The 19,745-nt window shown below is 70.6% G+C and carries 22 protein-coding genes; 10 read left to right on the top strand and 12 right to left on the bottom strand.

What is annotated here, in order from left to right; all coding sequences use genetic code 11:
- Positions 1-6: 6 nt before the first annotated feature.
- From ACFWIW_RS29805 to ACFWIW_RS29780, 6 genes are all read right to left on the bottom strand, one after another.
- A complete protein-coding gene (locus ACFWIW_RS29805; RefSeq protein ID WP_378371533.1) occupies positions 7-363 on the bottom strand; it encodes an Asp23/Gls24 family envelope stress response protein in 357 nt (118 codons plus the stop codon).
- Entirely contained in the window at positions 360-536 is a 177-nt protein-coding gene (locus tag ACFWIW_RS29800; RefSeq protein WP_378371532.1) for a hypothetical protein, read from the bottom strand. Before ACFWIW_RS29800 ends, ACFWIW_RS29805 begins: the two co-directional genes overlap by 4 nt.
- On the bottom strand, positions 536-985 hold the full coding sequence (locus ACFWIW_RS29795) for an Asp23/Gls24 family envelope stress response protein (protein ID WP_378371531.1): 450 nt from the start codon (positions 983-985) through the stop codon (positions 536-538). Before ACFWIW_RS29795 ends, ACFWIW_RS29800 begins: the two co-directional genes overlap by 1 nt.
- Positions 986-1,120: 135 nt before the next feature.
- Positions 1,121-1,546: a hypothetical protein gene (locus ACFWIW_RS29790; RefSeq protein ID WP_378371530.1), complete on the bottom strand. Its 426-nt coding sequence runs from the start codon at positions 1,544-1,546 to the stop codon at positions 1,121-1,123.
- Complete coding sequence (locus tag ACFWIW_RS29785) at positions 1,546-2,103, bottom strand: RNA polymerase sigma factor (RefSeq protein ID WP_378371529.1); 558 nt, start codon at positions 2,101-2,103, stop codon at positions 1,546-1,548. The genes ACFWIW_RS29790 and ACFWIW_RS29785 overlap by 1 nt, the downstream gene beginning before the upstream one ends.
- Entirely contained in the window at positions 2,100-2,846 is a 747-nt protein-coding gene (locus ACFWIW_RS29780; protein WP_378371528.1) for a pyrimidine reductase family protein, read from the bottom strand. Before ACFWIW_RS29780 ends, ACFWIW_RS29785 begins: the two co-directional genes overlap by 4 nt.
- 98 nt (positions 2,847-2,944) lie before the next feature.
- Between ACFWIW_RS29780 and zapE the strand changes: the two genes are divergently transcribed.
- Positions 2,945-3,979 carry a cell division protein ZapE gene (gene zapE, locus ACFWIW_RS29775; RefSeq protein WP_378371527.1) on the top strand — a complete coding sequence of 345 codons (1,035 nt, stop codon included), beginning with the start codon at positions 2,945-2,947 and terminating at the stop codon, positions 3,977-3,979.
- Here zapE and ACFWIW_RS29770 read toward each other — a convergent pair.
- A complete protein-coding gene (locus tag ACFWIW_RS29770; RefSeq protein WP_378371526.1) occupies positions 3,933-4,541 on the bottom strand; it encodes a phosphatase PAP2 family protein in 609 nt (202 codons plus the stop codon). The two genes, zapE and ACFWIW_RS29770, sit on opposite strands and share 47 nt — an antisense overlap.
- 70 nt (positions 4,542-4,611) lie before the next feature.
- Here ACFWIW_RS29770 and ACFWIW_RS29765 point away from each other — a divergent pair, with 70 nt between their 5' ends.
- Positions 4,612-5,487, top strand: coding sequence for an FAD-dependent oxidoreductase (locus ACFWIW_RS29765; RefSeq protein WP_378371525.1), 876 nt, complete (start codon positions 4,612-4,614; stop codon positions 5,485-5,487).
- A 483-nt stretch (positions 5,488-5,970) separates the two neighbouring features.
- On the opposite strand, the gene ACFWIW_RS29760 is transcribed toward ACFWIW_RS29765, so the two are convergent.
- Both ACFWIW_RS29760 and rocD read right to left on the bottom strand, forming a co-directional pair.
- Positions 5,971-7,332, bottom strand: a complete 1,362-nt coding sequence (locus ACFWIW_RS29760; RefSeq protein WP_378371524.1) for a DUF2252 domain-containing protein — start codon at positions 7,330-7,332, stop codon at positions 5,971-5,973.
- 31 nt (positions 7,333-7,363) lie between these two features.
- The gene (gene rocD, locus ACFWIW_RS29755) at positions 7,364-8,566 is read right to left on the bottom strand and encodes an ornithine--oxo-acid transaminase (RefSeq protein WP_378371523.1); all 1,203 of its coding nucleotides are present in this window, start codon (positions 8,564-8,566) and stop codon (positions 7,364-7,366) included.
- A gap of 156 nt (positions 8,567-8,722) precedes the next feature.
- On the opposite strand from rocD, the gene ACFWIW_RS29750 reads away from it, so the two are divergent.
- From ACFWIW_RS29750 to ACFWIW_RS29740, 3 genes are read left to right on the top strand one after another with little or no spacing between them, the layout of a single operon-like run.
- The gene (locus ACFWIW_RS29750) at positions 8,723-9,577 is read left to right on the top strand and encodes a PPK2 family polyphosphate kinase (protein WP_378371522.1); all 855 of its coding nucleotides are present in this window, start codon (positions 8,723-8,725) and stop codon (positions 9,575-9,577) included.
- 20 nt (positions 9,578-9,597) lie between these two features.
- Complete coding sequence (locus ACFWIW_RS29745; protein ID WP_378371521.1) at positions 9,598-11,712, top strand: prolyl oligopeptidase family serine peptidase; 2,115 nt, start codon at positions 9,598-9,600, stop codon at positions 11,710-11,712.
- Entirely contained in the window at positions 11,709-12,659 is a 951-nt protein-coding gene (locus ACFWIW_RS29740; RefSeq protein WP_378371520.1) for an LLM class F420-dependent oxidoreductase, read from the top strand. Before ACFWIW_RS29745 ends, ACFWIW_RS29740 begins: the two co-directional genes overlap by 4 nt.
- Positions 12,660-12,710: 51 nt before the next feature.
- Here the strand turns inward: ACFWIW_RS29740 and ACFWIW_RS29735 are convergent, their stop codons facing one another.
- Positions 12,711-13,787, bottom strand: coding sequence for an NAD(P)/FAD-dependent oxidoreductase (locus ACFWIW_RS29735; protein WP_378371519.1), 1,077 nt, complete (start codon positions 13,785-13,787; stop codon positions 12,711-12,713).
- An 87-nt stretch (positions 13,788-13,874) separates the two neighbouring features.
- Between ACFWIW_RS29735 and ACFWIW_RS29730 the strand changes: the two genes are divergently transcribed.
- The gene (locus tag ACFWIW_RS29730) at positions 13,875-14,300 is read left to right on the top strand and encodes a MarR family winged helix-turn-helix transcriptional regulator (protein WP_378371518.1); all 426 of its coding nucleotides are present in this window, start codon (positions 13,875-13,877) and stop codon (positions 14,298-14,300) included.
- A 1-nt stretch (position 14,301) separates the two neighbouring features.
- Here ACFWIW_RS29730 and crcB (ACFWIW_RS29725) read toward each other — a convergent pair whose 3' ends face one another.
- Complete coding sequence (gene crcB, locus ACFWIW_RS29725) at positions 14,302-14,676, bottom strand: fluoride efflux transporter CrcB (RefSeq protein WP_378371517.1); 375 nt, start codon at positions 14,674-14,676, stop codon at positions 14,302-14,304.
- Positions 14,673-15,083, bottom strand: coding sequence for a fluoride efflux transporter CrcB (gene crcB, locus ACFWIW_RS29720; RefSeq protein ID WP_378371516.1), 411 nt, complete (start codon positions 15,081-15,083; stop codon positions 14,673-14,675). Before crcB (ACFWIW_RS29720) ends, crcB (ACFWIW_RS29725) begins: the two co-directional genes overlap by 4 nt.
- A 172-nt stretch (positions 15,084-15,255) precedes the next feature.
- On the opposite strand from crcB (ACFWIW_RS29720), the gene ACFWIW_RS29715 reads away from it, so the two are divergent.
- The 4 genes from ACFWIW_RS29715 to ACFWIW_RS29700 all read left to right on the top strand — a co-directional run bounded on the left by ACFWIW_RS29715 (position 15,256) and on the right by ACFWIW_RS29700 (position 19,656).
- Complete coding sequence (locus ACFWIW_RS29715; RefSeq protein WP_005157133.1) at positions 15,256-15,387, top strand: hypothetical protein; 132 nt, start codon at positions 15,256-15,258, stop codon at positions 15,385-15,387.
- On the top strand, positions 15,388-16,569 hold the full coding sequence (locus ACFWIW_RS29710) for a cupin domain-containing protein (protein ID WP_378371515.1): 1,182 nt from the start codon (positions 15,388-15,390) through the stop codon (positions 16,567-16,569).
- Between the two features lie 85 nt (positions 16,570-16,654).
- Positions 16,655-17,617 (top strand): sucrase ferredoxin, encoded by a 963-nt coding sequence (locus ACFWIW_RS29705; protein WP_378371514.1) that lies wholly within the window; start codon positions 16,655-16,657, stop codon positions 17,615-17,617.
- A gap of 131 nt (positions 17,618-17,748) precedes the next feature.
- Positions 17,749-19,656 carry an intein-containing Rv2578c family radical SAM protein gene (locus tag ACFWIW_RS29700; protein WP_378371513.1) on the top strand — a complete coding sequence of 636 codons (1,908 nt, stop codon included), beginning with the start codon at positions 17,749-17,751 and terminating at the stop codon, positions 19,654-19,656.
- The last annotated feature ends 89 nt before the right edge of the window (positions 19,657-19,745 follow it).

The following is a 19,745-nucleotide window of genomic DNA, read 5'->3' as shown; positions in this document are numbered from 1 at the left end:
CTCCTTCTAACGGACGCGGGGCGCGATGTCGGGCAGGAGCGCGGAGACCGTCACCGAGATGTCCCGGACCTGGTACGAGGTGATCCGCTCGACCTCCTCGGTGACCCTGGCGCGCAGATCGCCGACGATCCGCCGCACCGGCGCCGGATAGTGCAGCGCGACGTCGAGCACGAGATCGACGTCGTTGCCCTCGCCGCCGACCTTCGCGCTCGCGCCGTGTGTCCCCAGCCCGAGCCCGGCGATCCGCCGCTCGGCGCGCGTGGTCCCGTCGACCTGGTCCGCGGCGTGCTGCGCGATCTTGCGGACCACGGACGGCGCGATGGTGAGGGTGCCGCGGTCCTCCGGTTCGGCCGGGAGGGTCATTTGTCGCGGCCCCGGCCGAACAGGTCGCCGAGGTCGAGTTCGCCGCCGAGCACGCGGCCGAGGACGAGGCCGATGACGCCGACGGCCAGCGTCACCAGGAACGCGGTGAAGCCCTGGGTCGCGGCGAGGCCGAGGATGAGGCCGGCGAGCAGGCCGGTCTGGGTCCCGTTCATCACTCGACCCGCGAGGTCTCGGTCTCGCCGCCGTTCTCGTCGGGCAGGTGGATGTCGTTGACCGCGATGTTGACCTCGATCACTTCGAGCCCGGTGATCTGCTCGACCTGGCCGATCACGTTGCGGCGCACCGCGCGGGCGACGTCGACGATGCGGGCGCCGTACTCGACGACCACGTCGAGGTCGATCGCGGCCTGCTTCTCGCCGACCTCGACCGAGACACCGGACGTGGTGACCGTGCCGGAGCCGGGGATGCGCTCGCGGATCGCGCCGAAGGCCCGCGAGACGCCGCCGCCCAGCGCGTGGATCCCGGTCACCTCGCGGGTGGCGAGACCCGCCACCTTCTGCACCACCACCGACGAGATCGTGGTCTTGCCGGCGGCTCCTTCCTCGTTGAGGGACGACCCCGTGACCGGGGTGTCGGGCTTGCTCGCGCTCGGCTGCGCCATGAAGTTCGCTCCTTCTCGCACCGGTGCCGCGCGACCTGCGCGCGCGGCGGTCCCTACGCTCTCACCGACCAGGACACCCGCGCATGCCGAGCCGTCACGCGATGTCCCCCGGATGGGGTAATCAGTCGCGGGGGTTCAGTCCGGGTGGACGTCGACGACGTGGACGTTGATCGTGGGCGGGGCCGACCCGAGCTGGCCGGTCAGCGCCGCGCTGACCCGGTGCCGCAACAGTTCCGCGACGGCCGCCTCGACGCCGAACCGGATCGTCACCAGCACCTGGAGCACGTCCTCTTCGAGCGCGACGGCCGAGACGTGGACCCCGCCGAGGTCGCGGCCGATCTCGGCGGCGAGGCTTCGGGTCATCAGCACCAGCGCCCGTTCCGACACCTGGGTCTTGCCGCCCGACGAGGGCAGCTCGAGCGGGGCGGTGGTGTGCCCGCCGCGGACGCCACTGACCGAACGGAGCACGCGTTCGACGAGTCCCGGCGGCGTCGGCACCGGACGGCTCGCGGCGGCGCGCACCTGCTGCCACCGGGGGTCGTCGCGCGGATCCTCGCTCATCACCGTTCCCCGGGTCGGAAGTTGTCGCCGAGTTTCGCCAGCAGCGCCACCCGCGCGCGGTGCAGGCGGGCACGCAGCGCGGGCACGCTGACTTCGAGCACCTCGGCCACCTCGTCGTAGGTCAATCCTTCGAATTCTCGCAGAATCAGCGGGATCCGCTGGCCGACGTCGAGTTCGGCGATCGCGCGCAGCACCGTGCCGACCTGTTCGGCGCTCACCACGTACCCCTCCGGACCAGGCACGACACCCGCGTCGCCCTCGTCGAGCGGCACCGTCGGCTTCCGGCGCCGGACCACGCCGAGCGCGCCGTTCGTCGTCACCCGGTAGAGCCAGGTCGACACCGCCGACTCGAACCGGAAGCCGGGCAGCGCGCGCCACGCGGAGAGCCAGGCCTCCTGGACGACGTCCTCCGCCTCCGACGAGCTGCCGGTGATCCGCAGCGCCACCCGGTACATCCTCGCCGTATGCCGCCGCACCAGGGTGTCGAAGGCATCGTGGTCCCCGCCGGCGGCCCTGGCCGCCAGTTCCTCGTCCGGAACCGGCGCGGTCTCGCTCACCCGCCCTCCCGGCGGCGATAGCGCAACATGGTGAAGCCGTCTTCGAAGAGCACGGACGCGAGGTCCATCCGCCGCGGTTCCGGGGACGGGCGGCCGTCGGCGATCCGGCGTTCGCCCGCGCCCGCCAGCAGCGGGGCGACGGTCAGGCACAGCTGGTCGACGAGGTCGGCCGCGATCAGGTCGGCGAACAGTGCCGGCCCGCCCTCGCAGTCGATCCGGCGCAGCCCGCGTTCGTTCAGCAGCGCGAGCGCGCGGTGGAGGTCGACGTCTTCGGTCCCCGCGACGAGCACCTCGGCGCCCGCGCGCTCCAGCGCCGCCCAGGGCGCCTTTTCGGTGGTGATGACGATCGGCGGGACCTTGGTGTCGGTGAACAACGGGCCTTCGGGGTCGAGTTCACCGGAACGGGTCACCACCGCGATCGGCGGCACCTCGGACAGCCCGAGCGAAAGGCGGCGGGCGGCGCGTTCGGGACTGATGCGCGCACCGCGGTAGCCCTCGGCGCGCGCCGTGCCGGCACCGACCAGGATCACGTCGGAAAGCAGCCGCCCCATCAGGAAGATCCGCTTGTCCGCGGGGGAGGAGAGCCCCTCGGACAGCTCGTCGACCGCCACCGCGCCGTCGGCCGAGCTGACGAAGTTGACCTGGACCCAGGGCCGGGTCAGGTCTTCCGGATACCCGTAGAGCCGTTCGAGGTCCGCGTCGGAGACGGGTTCCGCCGGTGTCGTTGGCCACAAAAGCTGCACACCGTCATCCCAGCACGCGCCCGACGGCACCGCTGAGCGGGGGATACGCCCGGTCAGGGAGAGTGAACCCGCGACGACGGTGCCGTTACCCTCGGCGAATGCCCGCCCGCCTGATCGATCGCCGTCCGGAGCTGTCCGCCGACGAGCTGATCACCGCGCTCGTCCCGCCGCCGAGGTTCGACGCGGTCCGGTTCTCCACCTACGTGCCCAACCCGGACGAGCCGAGCCAGGCACAGGCCGTCGTCGACTGCGGCGCGTTCGCGAAACGCGTGGCGGAGGCCTCCAACCGGAAGCCGAAGTCGAAGCTGCGCGCGCTGTTCGGCGGTGGGGACGAGGCGCCGTCCGGGCCGATGGGGCTCTATCTCGACGGCGGTTTCGGTGTCGGCAAGACGCACCTGCTCGCCTCGACGTGGCACGAGACGCCGTCGCCCAAGGCGTACGGGACGTTCGTGGAGCTGACCCACCTCGTCGGCGCGCTGGGGTTCGCCGAGGCGGTGCGGCGCCTGTCGGAGCACCGGTTCCTGGCGATCGACGAGTTCGAACTCGACGACCCCGGCGACACCATGCTCGTCACCCGGCTGCTGCAGGAGCTGATCTCGGCCGGGGTGTTCGTCGCGGCGACCTCCAACACGCTCCCGGACAAACTCGGCGAAGGCCGGTTCGCCGCCGCGGACTTCCTGCGCGAGATCCAGTCGTTGTCCGCCCGGTTCGGCGTCTGCCGCGTCGACGGCCCGGACTATCGCCACCGCGGCCTGCCGGACGCGCCGCCGCCCGCGAGCCCCGAGGAGCTGGAAGCCTCGGCCGCCGCGCATCCCGAGTCCACTGTGGACGATTTCGACGCGCTGTGCGAGCACTTGGGCAAGCTGCACCCTTCGCGCTACGGCAGGCTCCTCGACGGCGTGACCAGGGTGCACCTGCGCGACATCCACCCGGTGCCCGACCAGAACGTCGGACTGCGGCTGGTCGCCTTCGCCGACCGGCTCTACGACCGCGCCATCCCGCTGGTGGTCTCGGGCGAGCCGGTGCCCGAGCTGTTCACCGAAGAGATGGTGAACGGCGGCTACCGCAAGAAGTACCTGCGCGCCGTCAGCCGTCTGACGGCACTGGCGCGCGACGCCGTGCAGCCCAGGTGAGCAGCACCCACGTGGCGCACACGGTCGCGACGGCGAACAGCGTGCCGCCGACGACGTCGGTCAGGTAGTGGTAGCCGAGGCCGATCATGCCGATCGTCACGCCGCAGAGCACCACCGCGCCCACGGTCGCGATGACCGCCGTCGCGACGCCGGGGCGGGCGAGCAGGACGAGCACGGTCAGCACCGCGACCAGCGCGACGGTATGCCCGCTGGGGTAGGCGAGGTAGGTGTACTTCCAGCGGTCGAAGAGCGGTTTGAGCACCCAGGTGTTCGCGAGGATCGCGACGAGCGGGCCCACGATGGTCAGCACCGCTTCGAGCCTGCGCCCGCCGATCAGGCACAGGACGGCGGCGAGCACCGCGACCGGGAGCAGGACGTAGGCCTCGGTCGGTAGCACCAAGAGCAGCAGCAGGTCGGTGTCGGGGCCGAAGGCGCGCTCCACCCACCTGACGGCGAGTTCGTCGGGGACGGAAAGACCTTCGCCGGAGACCAGCACCCCGAGCACGACCATGATCACGGCGCACGTCACCGCGACCAGCCCGTACGGCGCTCTTCCGCTCATCCGGCGAGATTACGTGACGGGCGATCAGTCACCATGCAGGGACGGCTCGCGAGGACGAAGGGGGCTTTCGATGCGGATCACGGTGGTCGGCGGCGGGGTGATCGGGCTGAGCTGCGCGCACCGGCTGGCGGGGGCCGGGCACGACGTCACGGTGCTCACCGACGCCGTGCCGGGGGAGACGACGTCCGCGGTCGCGGGTGGTGTGCTGTTCCCGCCGCTCGCGGCGAACTCCGACCGGGTCGACCGCTGGACCACGGCGAGCGTCGAGGAGTACCGCACCCTCGGTGCTCCCGGGATCCGCATGCTGCGGGGGACGTACGTCGTCCCGCGCGAGGCGGCGCCGCCGTCGTGGGCGCTGTCCATGCCCGGCCTCGACCACGAACCCGGACGGCTCACCTTCACCACCGCGCTGGTCGACACCCCGGTGTACCTCGCCTGGCTCGCCGGGGAGGTCGCCGCGCGGGGCGTGCGCACCGAGTACCGCACGGTGTCGCGGTTGGCCGACCTCGACGCGGACCTCGTGGTGAACGCCGCCGGGCTCGGCGGGGGACGGCTGGCCGGGGACGCCACCGTGGTGCCGGTCGGCGGCCAGGTCGTCCATCTCGCCGATCCGGGACTCACCGAATGGATCGTCGACGGCTCGACGCCGGTGCTGCGGCACGTGATCCCGCACGGCCGCCATGTCGTCTGCGGTGGCACGCAGGAGCCCGGCCGCGATTCGGTCGAGCCGGACCCCGGCGTGACCGCGGACATCGTGCGCCGGTGCCGCGAGCTCGTGCCCGCGCTGGCGGACGCGCCGGTGCTGGGCGCGAAGGTCGGCTTGCGGCCGTTCCGGCCCGAGGTGCGGCTGGAGCGGGACGGGCGGGTCGTGCACTGCTACGGGCACGGGGGTGCGGGGATCACGGTCGCTTGGGGCTGCGCGGACGACGTCCTGGCCCTGGTGTGAGGGCCCGCGTTTAGTCCTCTGAATGCGGCAGGGGTCGGTCCAGGTGGTCGTGAGTGGCCGGATCGAACCCCTGTCACGCGGGATTCCGGAATCACCCCGGCGCGATGTGTCCACAACGGACACCTTGCGCGGACGGTGCGCCCGATTGATGTCATGATGTCCGGTTCCTGCGGTGGGTCGTGAGTGGTAAAGAGGGTTAGAACGACCATTGCCACTCACGACCCCCGTGAGAAGCTGCGCGAAAGTGTCCAAATCGGACTTTTGCTCTCGAAAAGTGTCCTTTTTGGACAGCCTGAGGGGCATGCCAGGCCTCGGTGGCGAGCCCGCTCGCACCGCCGACTCCATCACGCCATCCTTTGACTTACCCTCAACAACCCGAAACGCCACTGACGACCCCCGTGAGAAGCTGCGCGAAAGTGCCCAAATCGGTTTGCCCCCGGGGCGCCCCTGCCCGCATTTAGAGGACTAAATGCGGCAGGGGGGTCAGAGGGCAGCGAAGGCCGCGAAGTCCGCTTCGGTCTGATCCGCGTACCGAATGGCGTAGGCGCCGATGGCCTCATCGAGGTCTTCGTCGTCCTCGAAGTACCCCGCCAGCAGCCGCGGATGCAGCGATCGCGCGTGCGCCCGCGCCAGCAACGCGCCGGCCAGGCGGCCGTAGTCGTCGAGATGGTCCTTCTTCAGCTCCGCCGGGTCGATGTCGCCCTTGAGGTTCCGGAACTGCCGCACGATGTACGGCACGCCGTCGATCGTCGTCCAGCCGAGCAGGATGTCCGTTTCGGCCTGCACGAGCCGCGCGCCTTCGACGATCCGGCGGCCCTCGTGCTCCGGAGCGGGCAGGCCGAGGAACGGCGCGAGCGCCGACGGGACGGCCTGTTTCACTTGCAGGACAAGATCTTCGCCGGAGTTCCCGTGCAGCAGCGCGACGTAGCTGCGCAGCCCGACACTGCCGGTGCCGACCACCCGGAAGGCCACATCGGACACCCGGTACCGCGAGATCAGCGTCCGCCGCGACTCGCGTAGCGTGTCCACATAGGACACCAGCCCGCTCACGACGGCTTCTGCGGTCGCGTCGTCGACGTGCGTGAGCACGGGCGGGTCTTCGACGAAGCGGTGCCGTTCGAGGCCGGTCTCGTGGTCGTCGATGCGTCGGGTCCACTTCGCGGTGACCTTGGCGCTGGTGTTCTTCCGCGCCTTCTCGGCCGCTTCCTCGAAGTCGTCGATCAGATCGTGCGCGCGCACCTTGCTCAGCACCGACGCGTCCGGCAACGCGTTCCACGACCGCAGGAACGGCAGCTCCGCCAGCCCCCGGATGGTGCGCCGGTACGACTTCACCGCGTCTTCGGCGGCTTCACGGCAGCCCGATTCGCCGATGCCGCCCTCGCGCCCGGCGAGGACGAGACTCGCGGCGAGCCGTTTGAGATCCCACTCCCACGGGCCCGGCACCGATTCGTCGAAATCGTTGATGTCCATGACGATCTGGCCTTCGGGCGTGCCGTACAGCCCGAAGTTCGCGGCGTGCGCGTCGCCGCAGAGCTGCGCCGTGAGCCCGGACGACGGCGAACCCGCCAGATCGGCGGCCATCAGCCCGGCGGCCCCGCGATAGAAGGTGAACGGCGACGCGAGCATGCGCTCGCGCCGCAGTTCGACCAGCTCCGGCAGGCGGCCTTCGTTGCTCCGCGCGAAGAACTCCGCCACGCTCGGCCGTCCTTCGCCCGCCGCCGCGTGATCGTGCGCGGACGTCGGCGCCTCGGCCCGCAGCGCCTTACCCCTGGCGGACCAGTCCTCCGGCGACACCGTCTCGGTGCCGACCAGCGGCCGCTCCACCCACTCCCGCTCTTCTCCCATGGACAGGCAACGTACAACCCGTCCGAAAGGTTCACCGCGTCTTGACGACGTCGGTGATGGCGTCGATACCGCGGTCGAGCTCCTCACGGCTGATCACCAGCGGCGGCGCGATCCGCAGCGTGTGGTCGTGCGTCTCCTTGCACAGCACACCGCGTTCGGCGAGCGCCGTCGACGCCTCACGGCCGGTCGGCCCGCCGGGCGCGATGTCGATCCCGGCCCAGAGCCCGCGCCCGCGGACCTCGGCGAGCCCGTCGCCGACCAGTTCGCCGAGCCGCGAGTGCAGGTGAGCGCCCAGTTCCCGCGAACGCTCCTGGAACTCGCCGGTCTTCAGCAGGCCCACGACGGCGCGGCCGATCGCGCACGCGACCGGGTTCCCGCCGAAGGTGGAGCCGTGCTCACCCGGCCGCAGCACACCGAGCACGTCCTTGCTCCCGACGACGGCCGAGACCGGCATGATGCCGCCGCCGAGCGCCTTGCCGAGGGTGTAGACGTCGGCGCGGACGCCCTCGTGGTCGAGCGCGAGGACGGTGCCGGTGCGGGCGAGACCGGACTGGATCTCGTCGGCGATCAGCAGGACGTTGTGCTCGTCGCACAGCCGCCGCGCCTCGGCGAAGTAGCCGGCGGGCGGCACGATCACGCCCGCCTCGCCCTGCACCGGCTCCAGCAGGACCGCGGCGGTGCGCTCGGTGATGGCGTCGCGCAGCGCTTCGGCGTCGCCGTACTTCACCGTGACGAAGCCCGGCGTGAACGGGCCGAAGTCGGCGCGCGCGGTCTCGTCGGTGGAGAAGGACACGATGGTGGTCGTGCGGCCGTGGAAGTTCGAGCCCGCGACGACGATCTCCGCGGTCCCGTCGGGGACGCCCTTGACCCGGTACGCCCACTTCCTGGCGATCTTCACCGCGGATTCGACGGCTTCGGCGCCGGAGTTCATCGGCAGGGTCATCTCGGTACCGGTCAGCTCGGCGAGCTCCTTGCAGAACAGCCCGAGCTGGTCGTGGTGGAAGGCGCGCGAGGTCAGCGTCACCCGGCCGAACTGCTCGACCGCGGCGGCGATGAGCCCGGGGTGGCGGTGCCCGAAGTTCAGCGCCGAGTAGCCGGAGAGGAAGTCGAGGTAGGTCTTGCCCTCGACGTCGGTGACCGAGGCGCCTTCGGCGGTGGCGATCACCACGGGCAGGGGGTGGTAGTTGTGCGTGCTCCACTGCTCGTCGAGCGCGATGAAGTCGGCGGTCGTCATGCGTTCAGGTTAGATGCCCATCCGGCTGCTTTCATCCGGGAAACGTTGCTTTGACCCGTTGTTCGTTGCGTATCGACTCCATCGAGTGGCGAAATCGTGCAGCGGCGTCCTCGATCACCGGAGGCGCCGGGCCCGGACCGCGGTTATCGTCGCCGGATGGCGAAAAAGGACACCGTCTCCGTCCGGGACACGCTGAGGATCGGCAAGGGCGGCGAGCGGCACCACCCGGGCTCGTTCCCGGTCGGGCCGACCAAGAAGCCCAAGGGGCTCAAAGACCTCGCGGACGCCGGAAGCAGGCTCGCCGGGCTGCAGGAGGCGTTGTACGCGGAGGGCGTCGGCGGCGGGAACCGGAGCCTCCTGCTGGTCCTGCAGGGGATGGACACCTCCGGCAAGGGCGGCACGGTGGGCCACGTCCTCGGTCTCGTCAACCCGATGGGCGTGCGGTACGCCGGGTTCAAGAAGCCGACCGCGACCGAGCGGCGCCACCACTACCTGTGGCGGATCCGCAAACGGCTCCCCGGACCGGGGCAGATCGGTGTCTTCGACCGCTCCCACTACGAGGACATCCTGGTGCCGCGCGTCCAGAAGCTCGTGCCCGCGGCGGAATGGCGCAAGCGCTACGCCGAGATCAACGCGTTCGAGAAGGAGCTGACCGAGGCGGGCACGACGATCGTGAAGGTCTTCCTGGACATCTCGCCGGAGGAGCAGCTGAAGCGGCTCAAAGCGAGGCTGGAGACCCCGGCGAAGTGGTGGAAGTACAACCCCGCCGACCTCGACGCGCGGGCCCAGTGGAACGACTACCAGAAGGCCTACGCCGACATCTTCGCCAAGACCTCCACGGCGGCCGCGCCCTGGTACGCCGTCCCGGCCGACCGCAAGTGGTACCGCAACTGGCTGGTCGCGCGGCTGCTGATCGAGACGATCGAGGGGATGGACCCGAAGTTCCCGCCCGCCGGCTTCGATCCCGAGACGGAGCTGAAGAAGCTGGAAGGCGTTGGCGTCCCCGGTTGATCGTCTGAGAGAGTGCGGTCGTGACCGACAACAGCCTCGAAGATCTCCCGTTCCTTCGCCGCCAGGCCCGCACCCAGCGCTTCACCCTCGGCGCGCCCAAAGAGTTCAAGGTCGCCCCGGACGGTTCCCGCATCCTGTTCCTGCGGACCGAGTCCGGCACCGACCCGCGGCACAGCCTGTGGTCGTTCGACGTCGCGTCGGGCGAGGAGACGAAGCTGGTCGACGCCGCCGAGCTGCTGCCCGGTGAAGAGGACCTGCCGCCGGAGGAGCGTGCCCGCCGCGAGCGCAGCCGGGAGACCGGCGGCGGCGTGGTCGGCTACGCGGTCGACGACGCCTTCACCGTCGCCGCGTTCTCGCTCTCGGGCAAGCTCCACACCCTCGACCTGGCCACCGGCGAGGTCGCGGTGCTGGTCGACGGTTCGGTCGTCGACCCGCGGCCCAGCCCCGACGGCACGCACGTCGCCTACGTCCGGGACCGGCGCCTGCGGGTGATCGACCGGGCCACCGGCGAGGATCGCCTGCTCGTAGAGGAGGCGGGTGACGACATCGCCTGGGGGCTCGCGGAGTTCATCGCGGCCGAGGAGATGGGCCGCACCCGCGGCTACTGGTGGTCGCCGGACGGGAAGAGCCTGCTCGTCGAGCGGTCCGACCGGGCCGCCGTGCCGCGCTGGACGATCGCCGATCCGGCCAATCCGCAGTCGGCGGCGAACGTCGTCGCGTATCCGGCGGCGGGCACCACCAACGCGGACGTGACGCTGGCCGTCCTCGGCCTCGACGGCTCCCGCGTCGACGTCACGAAGACCGGCTGGGAGTACCTGGCCGCGGTGCACTGGTCCGCCGCGGGCAAGCCGCTGCTGTCGGTCCAGTCGCGTGACCAGCGGAAACTGGAGATCCAGGCGGTCGACCCGGCGACCGGTTCCGTCGAGGTGCTGCACACCGAGACCGACGAGCACTGGGTCGAGCTCGCCGCCGGCGTCCCGGCGTGGACCACCGACGGCCGTCTGGTGCGCGAGAGCGCCGCCGACGGCGACCACCGGCTGGTCGTCGACGGCGTGGCCGTCACCCCGCCGGGACTGCAGGTGCGCTCGATCCTGCACGTCGGCGACGAGGTGCTGTTCAGCGCGTCGGAGGCCGACCCGACCCAGATCCACGTCTTCCGCACCGAGGGCGGCGAGCTGCGCCGTCTGTCCACTGAGGACGGTGTGCACGTCGGCTCCGGGACCGCTTCGCTGACCGTGCTCTCGTCGTGGACCCTGGAGCGCAGTGGCCCGGTGGTGACCGTCGTGTCCGGCGAGAAGACGGTGGCGCGCATCGGTTCCTTCACCGTCGACCCCGACGTCGTGCCGAACCTGACCTGGCTGACGCTCGGGGAGCGGGCCCTGCGCGCCGCGCTGGTGTTGCCGACCGGGTACGAGGAGAGCGAAGGCAAGCTCCCGGTGCTGCTCGACCCGTACGGCGGCCCGCACGCCCAGCGTGTCCTGCAGACCCGCAACGCCTTCCTCACCCCGCAGTGGCTCGCGGACCAGGGTTTCGCGGTGCTGGTCGCCGACGGGCGCGGCACCCCCGGCCGGGGTTCGGCCTGGGAGAAGGAGATCGCGGGCAAGCTCGCCGACGTCACCCTCGCCGACCAGGTCGATGCCCTCCACGCGGCGGCCGCGCTCCATCCGGAACTCGATCTGGAACGCGTCGCGATCCGCGGCTGGTCCTACGGCGGCTATCTGTCCGCGCTGGCCGTGCTGCGGCGTCCCGACGTCTTCCACGCCGCTGTCGCGGGCGCCCCGGTGACCGACTGGTCGCTGTACGACACGCACTACACCGAGCGCTACCTCGGCCTTCCGCAGGAAGAAACGGCTTCGTACGAGCACAACTCGCTGATCGCCGGTGCCGGCGATCTCTCGCGGGCGCTGCTGATCGTGCACGGGCTGGCCGACGACAACGTTTTCGTCGCCCACTCGTTGCGCCTGTCGTCGGCCTTGCTGGCCAAGGGACGCGCGCACGTGTTCCTGCCGCTGGCCGGCGCGACGCATATGACGCCGCAAGCCGAAGAGGTCGCGGAGAACCTGATGCGCACGCAGGTGGACTGGATCGTGCGTGAGCTGTCCGGTGCCGCGGTCAAGAGCGAGGAGAACGCATGAAACGGTGGGGCATCACCATTCCGCTGACCGGGGTGCCGCTCGCGGCGCACGAGGAGATGGTGCGGGAACTGCCGGATCTCGGCTACACCGACGCGTGGTCGGCCGAGACCGCCGGCCACGACGCGTTCACGCCGCTGGTACTGGCCTCGCAGTGGGCGCCGCAGTTGCGGCTGGGCACCGCGATCGTGCCGGTGTACACGCGGGGGCCCGGGCTGCTGGCGATGAGCGCGGCGACCGTCGCGGAACTGGCGCCCGGCCGGTTCGTGCTCGGCATCGGCGCGTCGTCGCCGGTGATCGTCGAGAACTGGAACGCCGCCGAGTTCGAGGCCCCGTTCGCGCGCTCGCGGGACACCCTGCGGTTCCTGCGTTCGGCGCTGGCGGGGGAGAAGGTCACCGAGGAGTACGAGTCGTTCTCCGTCAGCAAGTTCCGGCTGGAGCGGCCCGCCGACCCGCCGCCGTCGATCATGCTCGCCGCGCTGCGGCCGGGGATGCTGCGGCTGGCCGCGAAGGAGGCCGACGGCGCCATCACCAACTGGCTCGCCGCGTCCGACGTACCGAAGGTGCGTGCGGAGATCGGGCCGGACGTCGAACTGGCCGCGCGGATCTTCGTATGCCCGACCGAGGACAAGAACGCCGCGCGCGGGCTCGGCCGGATGCTCATCTCGAGCTACCTGACCGTGCCGGTGTACGCCGCGTTCCACGAATGGCTCGGCCGGGGCGACGCGCTCGCGCCGATGCACGAGGCGTGGGCGGCGGGCGACCGGCAGAAGGCGAACCAGGTCATCCCGGACGAGGTCGTCGACGACCTGATCGTCCACGGCAGCCTCGAATCCTGCCGCGAGCAGGTGCAGTCCTATGTGGACAACGGGCTGACGACGCCGATCATCGCACTGCTGCCGACGGGTGAGGACCCGTTCGCGCACGTGCGTGGGTTGGCTCCGCGCTAAAGCCTCGTGAGTGGCAAGGACGGTTAGAACCGTCCTTGCCACTCACGAGCGTTACGCCTCTCCGAACATCTCCTCGTACCTGGACACCATCATGTGCGACCCCTTGATCTCCGAGGTCGTCGCCGCGTCCAGGATCCCGGTCTCCTCGGTGTAGGTCGCGCCCCCGGAAGGCCCGAGCGGCAACGAGATCATCGGCGCGCCCGGGGTGTGGGCACGCAGTTCGCCGCCTTCGATCAGCGCCCGGATGTTGGCGACGACGACCTCGGCGTGGTCACCGGCCACCTTCGCCAGCTTCCCCTCCGGCAGCGCCGTGATGTCGCCGAGCGCGAACACGCGGGGCTGCCCGGGGAGACGCAGTTCGGGCGTCACCTCGATCTGTCCGTTCGCCTGCCGCGCGGCGGCCAGTTCGCCGTCGAGGTACGCGGTGTGCGGCGCGCCGCCGTAGCACTGGAACCACAGATCGGCGGTCACCTCGCCGCCGCCGGTGAGCCCCGAGGTGAACGTCTTGGCCTGCCCGGGCTCCGAGACGGGGGCCTCGGTCAGCGAAGTGCCGAGCAGGAGTTCGACGCCCAGGTCGTCGAGCTGACGGAGGATCTCCGCGCGGAAGCCGTCCGGGAAACCGGGCAGGATCTCCTTCGCCGGGTCGACGATCGTCACGGCCTTCTCCGGCCACACCGCCTTGATCTCGCCCGCCAGTTCGAGGCCCACCGGGCCCGCGCCGAGCAGCAGCACCTTGTCCGCTCCCGCGAGTTCCTCCCGGGTGGCGCGGATCTTCGCCTTCGCCGAAGCGCTGTCGTGGAAGTCGATCTTCGCCGGGAACGGGTACGCCGAACCGGTCGCCAGCACGACGTAGTCCGGCGCGAGCCGCTCGCCCGACGCGAGGATGACGCCGTCCTGGTCCACGCTCACCGCGCGGTCGCGCAGCACCCGTCCCCGTTCGAGGAGCGCGGAGTACGGGTAGAAGAGCCGGTCCGTCCACTCGGGATCGACGAGCCCGCGCAACGCGGCGACGTGGTGGACGAAGTCCTCGCGCGGCTCGACGAGCACGACGTCGGTGAACGAGTCCAGCTCCTTGGCGACGGTCGTGCCGCCGTATCCCCCGCCGATGACGGCCACGGTCGTGGTCATGAGGTTCCCCTAGTTCGTAGTGCGTAATGTTCGTACTACGAACTACAGTAGTTCGTACTCCGAACGATCGTCAAGTAGACTTCGGTCATGACCACGGCCGAAGACCTCGGATTCGCGACGGCGCTGGTGCGGCTTTCGCATCTCGTGCAGCGGGCTTTCATCGACGTCGGCCGGTCGTACGACCTCACGCCGCAGCAGGCGCAGCTGCTCTGTGTGCTGGCTCAGGGGGAGACGGGCGTCGGGATGACCGACCTCGGCAAGATGCTGAACCTCGAGAAATCCAGCGTCACCGGCCTGGTGGACCGCGTGCAGCGGCGCGCGCTCGTCGAGCGGGTCGCGGATTCCTGCGACCGCCGCGCCTTGAAGATCACGCTGACCGAAGAAGGGCTCCGGCTCGCGAACGCCGCCCACGAAGGCGTCGTCGAGAAACTGGAGGAGATGGCGGCCGATCTTCCGGCCGAGCAGCGCGAGGCGATCGCCGCGGCGGCGTGGCGGATGGCGCCCGAAGTGTGAGTCAGTGCCAGACGGCGGCGGCCAGCAGCAGGCCCGCGGCCGCCGCGGCCAGCCCGGCGAAGACCGTCACGCAGACGTTGACGACGGCGTAGAGCCGCGCCTTCTCCGTGAACAGGCGCAGGGTTTCGTACCCGAACGTCGAGAACGTCGTGAGCCCGCCGCAGAAACCGACGGCCAGCAGCGCGCGGACGGCGTCCGGCTGCCCGCCGTGCAGTGCCCAGCCGGTCAGCACGCCGAGGATCGCCGAGCCGACGACGTTCACCGTGAGCGTGCCCCAGGGGAACGCGGAATTCCGCCACGCCTGGACGCGCCGGTCGGTCAGGTAGCGCAGGATCGCGCCGAGGCCGCCGCCGACCGCGACGAACAGAACGGTCATTTCCTCACCGCGCGGGTGATCTCGTGCCCGGCGTAGACGGCTGCCAGCGCGGCGGCCACCGTGGCGGACGCGTACGCCAACCCGGTGAACGGACGTCCCGCCGTCACGAGATCGAGTGTGTCCGTCGCATAGGTCGAAAACGTGGTGTAGCCGCCCAGGATCCCGACCCCGAGGAATGGCCGCAGCAGTCTGTGCGGGTTGCCCGCCGCGGTCAGCAGTGCCATCAGGACGCCGATCAGCAGACAGCCGGAAACGTTGGTGGCAAAGGTGGAAACCGCGAACTGACCCCGGGAATGGGGGAGTGCGACCGACAATCCGTAGCGGGCGAGACTGCCCAGCGCGCCACCCGCGCCGATGGCCGTGAGCACGTCCCATCGCGGGCGGGGGACGGATGCCGGATCAGCCATGAATGCCAGCTTAGAACCGCTGTCCGGGTGAACCGGCGCCACGGTGTCGAAGATCGCTCACTAGACCGTTTTTCCCTGCTGGACAGTGAATTTTCCGGAAACGTGTCGTAGGCTGGGCGGCGCTCCAGGCCGATTTTCGGTCCGTCCGCTCGTCTGAGAAAAAGGTGGCAGGATGGCACAGGAACAGTCAGGTACGCAGGCTCCCGACAGCGGTTTGCTGCTGGAGGTCGAGAAGATCCCGACCGCGGTCGACCGCGGGAAGGCCAACGGCGCGGCCGCCGACAACGACGGCAACGACGGCTGAGTGCCCGAAACGCCGACGCTGGCTGACCTCGTGGCTCCGCTCGGGGTCAGCCAGTTCTTCCAAGACGTCCAGGGCGAGACCTACCGCCGATTCGAAGGCCGCGCGGGCCGGTTCGCCGACCTGCTGCCGTGGCCGGCGCTGAACGCGATCCTCCGGCAGCACCGCCTGGAGTTCCCGCGGCTGCGCCTCGCGCTCGACGGCACCCCGGTGCCCATGGAGAGCTACACCGATCTCGTCCCCACCCGCCGCAGTGGCACCGTCCCCCGCCTGCAGGCCGCTCCGTTCACCGAGCACCTGCGCGGCGGCGCGACGATGGTGCTCGACGCCATCCAGGAACTCAGCGACCCGATCGGCGATCTCGCCAGGAGCCTCGAACACGACCTCCGCGAGAGCGTCCAAGTCAACCTGTACGCCGGCTGGGGCGTGACCCACGGTTTCGACGTGCACTGGGACGACCACGACGCGTTCATCATCCAGGTCGCCGGCCGCAAACGCTGGCGGATGCACGGCCCGACCAGGCCCGCCCCGCTGCATCGCGACGTCGAGCAGCCCGAGCGGCCAGGGGAGCCGATCGACGACTTCGTCCTCGAAGACGGCGACGTCCTCTACGTCCCGCGCGGGCACTGGCACGACGTCACCGCGGTGGGGGAGATGTCGCTGCATCTCACGCTCGGCTTCAGCCCGGCGACGGGGATCGACCTCGTCTCGTGGCTCGCCGACAAGCTGCGGGCGAGTACCGCGTTCCGGCAGGACCTCCCGAGGTTCGGGACGGCGGAGGAGCGCGCGGCCCGTGCCGCGGCACTGCGCGCGGAACTGGAAGCCACGCTGACCGGCGACGTCGTCGACCGGTTCCTCGCCGAACGCGACTCGGCGGCCCCGGCGCATCCGCGCGTCGGCCTGCCCTGGGCGGCGACCCCCGGCCTGCTTCCGGACGGCGACGAGACCGAGGTCCGGTTCCTCGTCCCGAGGGCGGTGCTCGAAGAAGGTGACGGCCGGGTGACCCTGCTCGCGGCCGGGAAACGGTTCGTGTTCGCGGGTGCCGCGGCCCCGCTGCTGAAGGCGCTGCTCGACGGCACGCCACAGGCGGTCAAGCGACTCGCCGAGCTGTCCGAACTCGATCGGGGGACGGTGCGGGCCTTCCTCGGCGAGCTCACCACGCAGGGGCTGCTCTCGATCGGCTGAAGGTCACAGGAGACGAGAAGTGTGAAGGGAGCCCGGACGGGGTAAGCTAAGGCATGCCTAAGGTGAGGTCCGGAGGGGTCGGCCGATGACCGCTCAGCTCTCGGACACCCCAGCCCCGGACGGTCAAGCGCCGCCCGCCGCGTTGCCGGGCTGCGCCACCGTCGCGCGCATGCTCGGGGCGAGCCCCGCCGGAACCGCGGCGGACATGCGGTGCTGGCTGCTCATCGAGCAACCGGGCCCCTGGCCCGCGGACGCGCTGGAAAACGTCCTCGACGAGGCCTTCCCCGCCGAGCGCCGTGAGCTGCTCGAGAACTTGAGACGGTCGCACGGGCTCCGTCCGCTGCTCATCCGCCGTCCCGGCAAACACCAGCGAGACCCGGATCGCCCTCGTTCCGTGTACGTCGGCGGGGGCGAACCGGGCAACCGCTGGCTGGAACGCCTCGAGATCCACGACCTGGGCGAACTGGCCGAGCTGGACCTCGAAGCCGTCGCCGAGGGCACCGGCGGGCTCGGCACCCGCGTGGACGGGCCGCTGTTCCTGGTCTGCACCCACGGCACCAAGGACATGTGCTGCGCGGTCCTCGGCCGCCCGCTGGCTTCGACGCTCAACACCAACCACCCCGGCCGGGCCTGGGAGGTGAGCCACGTCGGCGGCGATCGCTGGGCGGGCAACCTGCTGGTGGTCCCCGACGGTTTCCTGCACGGCCAGCTCAACCCGGCCGAGGCCGCGCTGGTCGCCAAGGCCGCGCTGCGCGGCCAGGTCGAGCCGGAGCAGCTTCGCGGCCGGACGTCCGCCCGGACGGCGTGGGCGCAGTTCGCGGAGATCGCGCTCCGCCGGCGGCTGGACCTGCCCGGTCTGGACGACGTGCTCGCCGTCCAGGAGGAGCCGCTGCTCGAATCCGACGCGCGGGTCGTCACCGTGCGCGGTGGCGACGACTTCTACTCGGTGACGGTGCGCCGTCGTTCGGCGACGCCGCGCGGGGAGAGCCGGTGCGCGGGACTGATCCAGCCCGCCGGGTACGTGGCCGACGAGATCACGAAGCTCTAGCTCGCGTTTCGTCCTCTGAATGCGGTACTTGCACGCGCAACTACCGCATCCAGAGGACGAAACGCCGCGAAGATCACCCGTGTTCGAACATGCGTTTGACACCCGTCTAGAACATGTGTTCGACTGGCCGGGTGCGATGGGATCGACAGCGGGCGGACGGCGGCGAGCCGGTACTGCCCGGATTGGACGGGTTGCTGCGTTCGGTGCGCACACCCGAGTTCGACGGCGTCACCTTTCACGAGGTGCACGCCAAATCCGTGCTGAACAAGGTGCCCGAGGGCTCGGGTGTCCCGTTCGGATGGACGGTGAACCCGTATCGCGGTTGTTCGCACGCGTGCACGTACTGCTTGGAGGGTGCGACACCGGTCCTGATGGCCGACGGAAGGACGAAGGCGCTGGCGGAGCTGGCGCCCGGCGACGCGATCTACGGGACGCGAGGGCGTGGCGCGGGGCGCCGCCTGGTGCCGACGAAGGTCCTCGCGCACTGGTCGACGCTGAAACCGGCGTACCGCCTGACCCTCGACGACGGAACGTCCATCGTGGCCAGCGGCGACCACCGGTTCCTGACCGGCCGCGGCTGGAAACACGTCACCGGCACCCGGTTCGGCGCGGCGCAGCGGCCGCATCTGGTCGGCGGCACCGAACTCGTCGGCGTCGGGAAACTCGCGCGCACCCCGGACGACACCCTCGGCTATCGAGCCGGATACCTGTGCGGGATGTTGCGCTCCGGCGGGTTCTCCGCCGAGAAGGACGCCGCGGACCGCGCGCTGCGGTATCTGCCCGATTTCGGCGCGTCGGTCGGCTTCGTGCAGGTGCCGCCGTCGCCGGATTCCCATTGGCTGCGCGGATTCCTGGCCGGGCTGTTCGACCTCGCCGGGAGCTACCGGCACGGCGCGTTGCGCGTCACCCATGACGAACAGGACATCGTCTCGACCTTCTGTTCCGCGCTGGGGAACTTCGGCTTCCGTTACGTCAGAAGCGAAAACGCCAAGTTCCGTCCGCTGTGGACGGTGCAGATCCTCGGCGGGCCTTCGGAGGAGATGCGGTTCTTCCATCTCGCCGATCCCGCCGTCGGCTGGAAACGGTCACTCGACGGCCTCCCCATCGGCCGGACGAGGCGGAAGGTGACGTCGATCGAGCCGCTGGGCATCGAGCTGCCGTTGTTCGACATCACCACCGGCACGGGCGACTTCATCGCCGACGGCATGGTCACGCACAACTGCTTCGCCAGGAACACCCACACGTACCTGGACTTCGACGCCGGACGCGATTTCGACACGCAGGTGATCGTGAAGGTCAACGCGCCCGAAGTGCTGGCCGCGCAGCTGCGGCGGCCGGGCTGGACCCGCGAGCACGTCGCGATGGGCACGAACACCGACCCGTACCAGCGCGCCGAGGGCCGGTACAAGCTGATGCCGCGCATCATCACCGCGCTGGCCGATTCGGGGACGCCGCTGTCGATCCTGACCAAGGGAACCGTCCTGGCGAGGGATCTCCCGTTGCTGGAGTCGGTGTCGAAGGACGTGCCCGCCGGGCTGGCGATCTCGCTCGCGCTGCTGGACGAGGAGCTGCAACGCCGGCTCGAACCCGGGACGCCGGGCCCGCGGGCGAGGCTCGACCTGATCCGCAAGGCGCGCGACGCCGGGCTGCCGTGTTCGGTGCTGGTCGCGCCCGTGCTGCCGTACCTGACCGACTCGGTGGCCGCGCTCGACGCGCTGTTCTCGCGGCTGGCCGAGGCCGGTGCCACCCGGGTCACCGTCATTCCGTTGCATCTGCGGCCGGGCGCGCGGGAATGGTTCGCGCGCTGGCTCGGCCGGGAACATCCGGAGCTGGTGCCGAAATACCGCGAGCTGTACTCGCGCGGCGCCTATCTCCCGAAGTCCTATCGGGAACGGCTCGGCGCCCGGGTCGGCCCGTTGCTGCGCCGCCACGGCTTCGGTTCCCGTGCGGACGACGGGGAGCGGATGCAGGTGACGATGCCCGTGCAGCGTTCGGGGGAGGCGGTGATTCCGGCTGCGGAGCAACTGAAACTGCTATGAGGCGCCCGCGCTCCGCTAGGTGCGCTCACCTGCGTCGACGGCGCGTTGCGAAAGCCACTTTCGCAACCTTCAACGTTGCGAAAGTGGCT

The organism is Amycolatopsis sp. NPDC058340 (assembly GCF_042723975.1).
Taxonomy (GTDB): Bacteria; Actinomycetota; Actinomycetes; order Mycobacteriales; family Pseudonocardiaceae; genus Amycolatopsis.
Note: the sequence above shows the minus strand (reverse complement) of the source record. Positions and strands in the feature narration are given on the sequence as shown.

Coding starts and splice junctions, on each gene's coding strand:
- crcB (WP_378371516.1), bottom strand. CDS start 15,083: ATGGCTGATCCGGCATCCGTCCCCCGCCCGCGATGGGACGTGCTCACG.
- ACFWIW_RS29795 (WP_378371531.1), bottom strand. CDS start 985: ATGGCGCAGCCGAGCGCGAGCAAGCCCGACACCCCGGTCACGGGGTCG.
- ACFWIW_RS29770 (WP_378371526.1), bottom strand. CDS start 4,541: ATGAGCGGAAGAGCGCCGTACGGGCTGGTCGCGGTGACGTGCGCCGTG.
- ACFWIW_RS29800 (WP_378371532.1), bottom strand. CDS start 536: ATGAACGGGACCCAGACCGGCCTGCTCGCCGGCCTCATCCTCGGCCTC.
- ACFWIW_RS29750 (WP_378371522.1), top strand. CDS start 8,723: ATGGCGAAAAAGGACACCGTCTCCGTCCGGGACACGCTGAGGATCGGC.
- ACFWIW_RS29705 (WP_378371514.1), top strand. CDS start 16,655: ATGACCGCTCAGCTCTCGGACACCCCAGCCCCGGACGGTCAAGCGCCG.
- ACFWIW_RS29805 (WP_378371533.1), bottom strand. CDS start 363: ATGACCCTCCCGGCCGAACCGGAGGACCGCGGCACCCTCACCATCGCG.
- ACFWIW_RS29740 (WP_378371520.1), top strand. CDS start 11,709: ATGAAACGGTGGGGCATCACCATTCCGCTGACCGGGGTGCCGCTCGCG.
- crcB (WP_378371517.1), bottom strand. CDS start 14,676: ATGACCGTTCTGTTCGTCGCGGTCGGCGGCGGCCTCGGCGCGATCCTG.
- rocD (WP_378371523.1), bottom strand. CDS start 8,566: ATGACGACCGCCGACTTCATCGCGCTCGACGAGCAGTGGAGCACGCAC.
- ACFWIW_RS29790 (WP_378371530.1), bottom strand. CDS start 1,546: ATGAGCGAGGATCCGCGCGACGACCCCCGGTGGCAGCAGGTGCGCGCC.
- ACFWIW_RS29735 (WP_378371519.1), bottom strand. CDS start 13,787: ATGACCACGACCGTGGCCGTCATCGGCGGGGGATACGGCGGCACGACC.
- ACFWIW_RS29730 (WP_378371518.1), top strand. CDS start 13,875: ATGACCACGGCCGAAGACCTCGGATTCGCGACGGCGCTGGTGCGGCTT.
- ACFWIW_RS29765 (WP_378371525.1), top strand. CDS start 4,612: ATGCGGATCACGGTGGTCGGCGGCGGGGTGATCGGGCTGAGCTGCGCG.
- ACFWIW_RS29760 (WP_378371524.1), bottom strand. CDS start 7,332: ATGGGAGAAGAGCGGGAGTGGGTGGAGCGGCCGCTGGTCGGCACCGAG.
- ACFWIW_RS29715 (WP_005157133.1), top strand. CDS start 15,256: ATGGCACAGGAACAGTCAGGTACGCAGGCTCCCGACAGCGGTTTGCTG.
- zapE (WP_378371527.1), top strand. CDS start 2,945: ATGCCCGCCCGCCTGATCGATCGCCGTCCGGAGCTGTCCGCCGACGAG.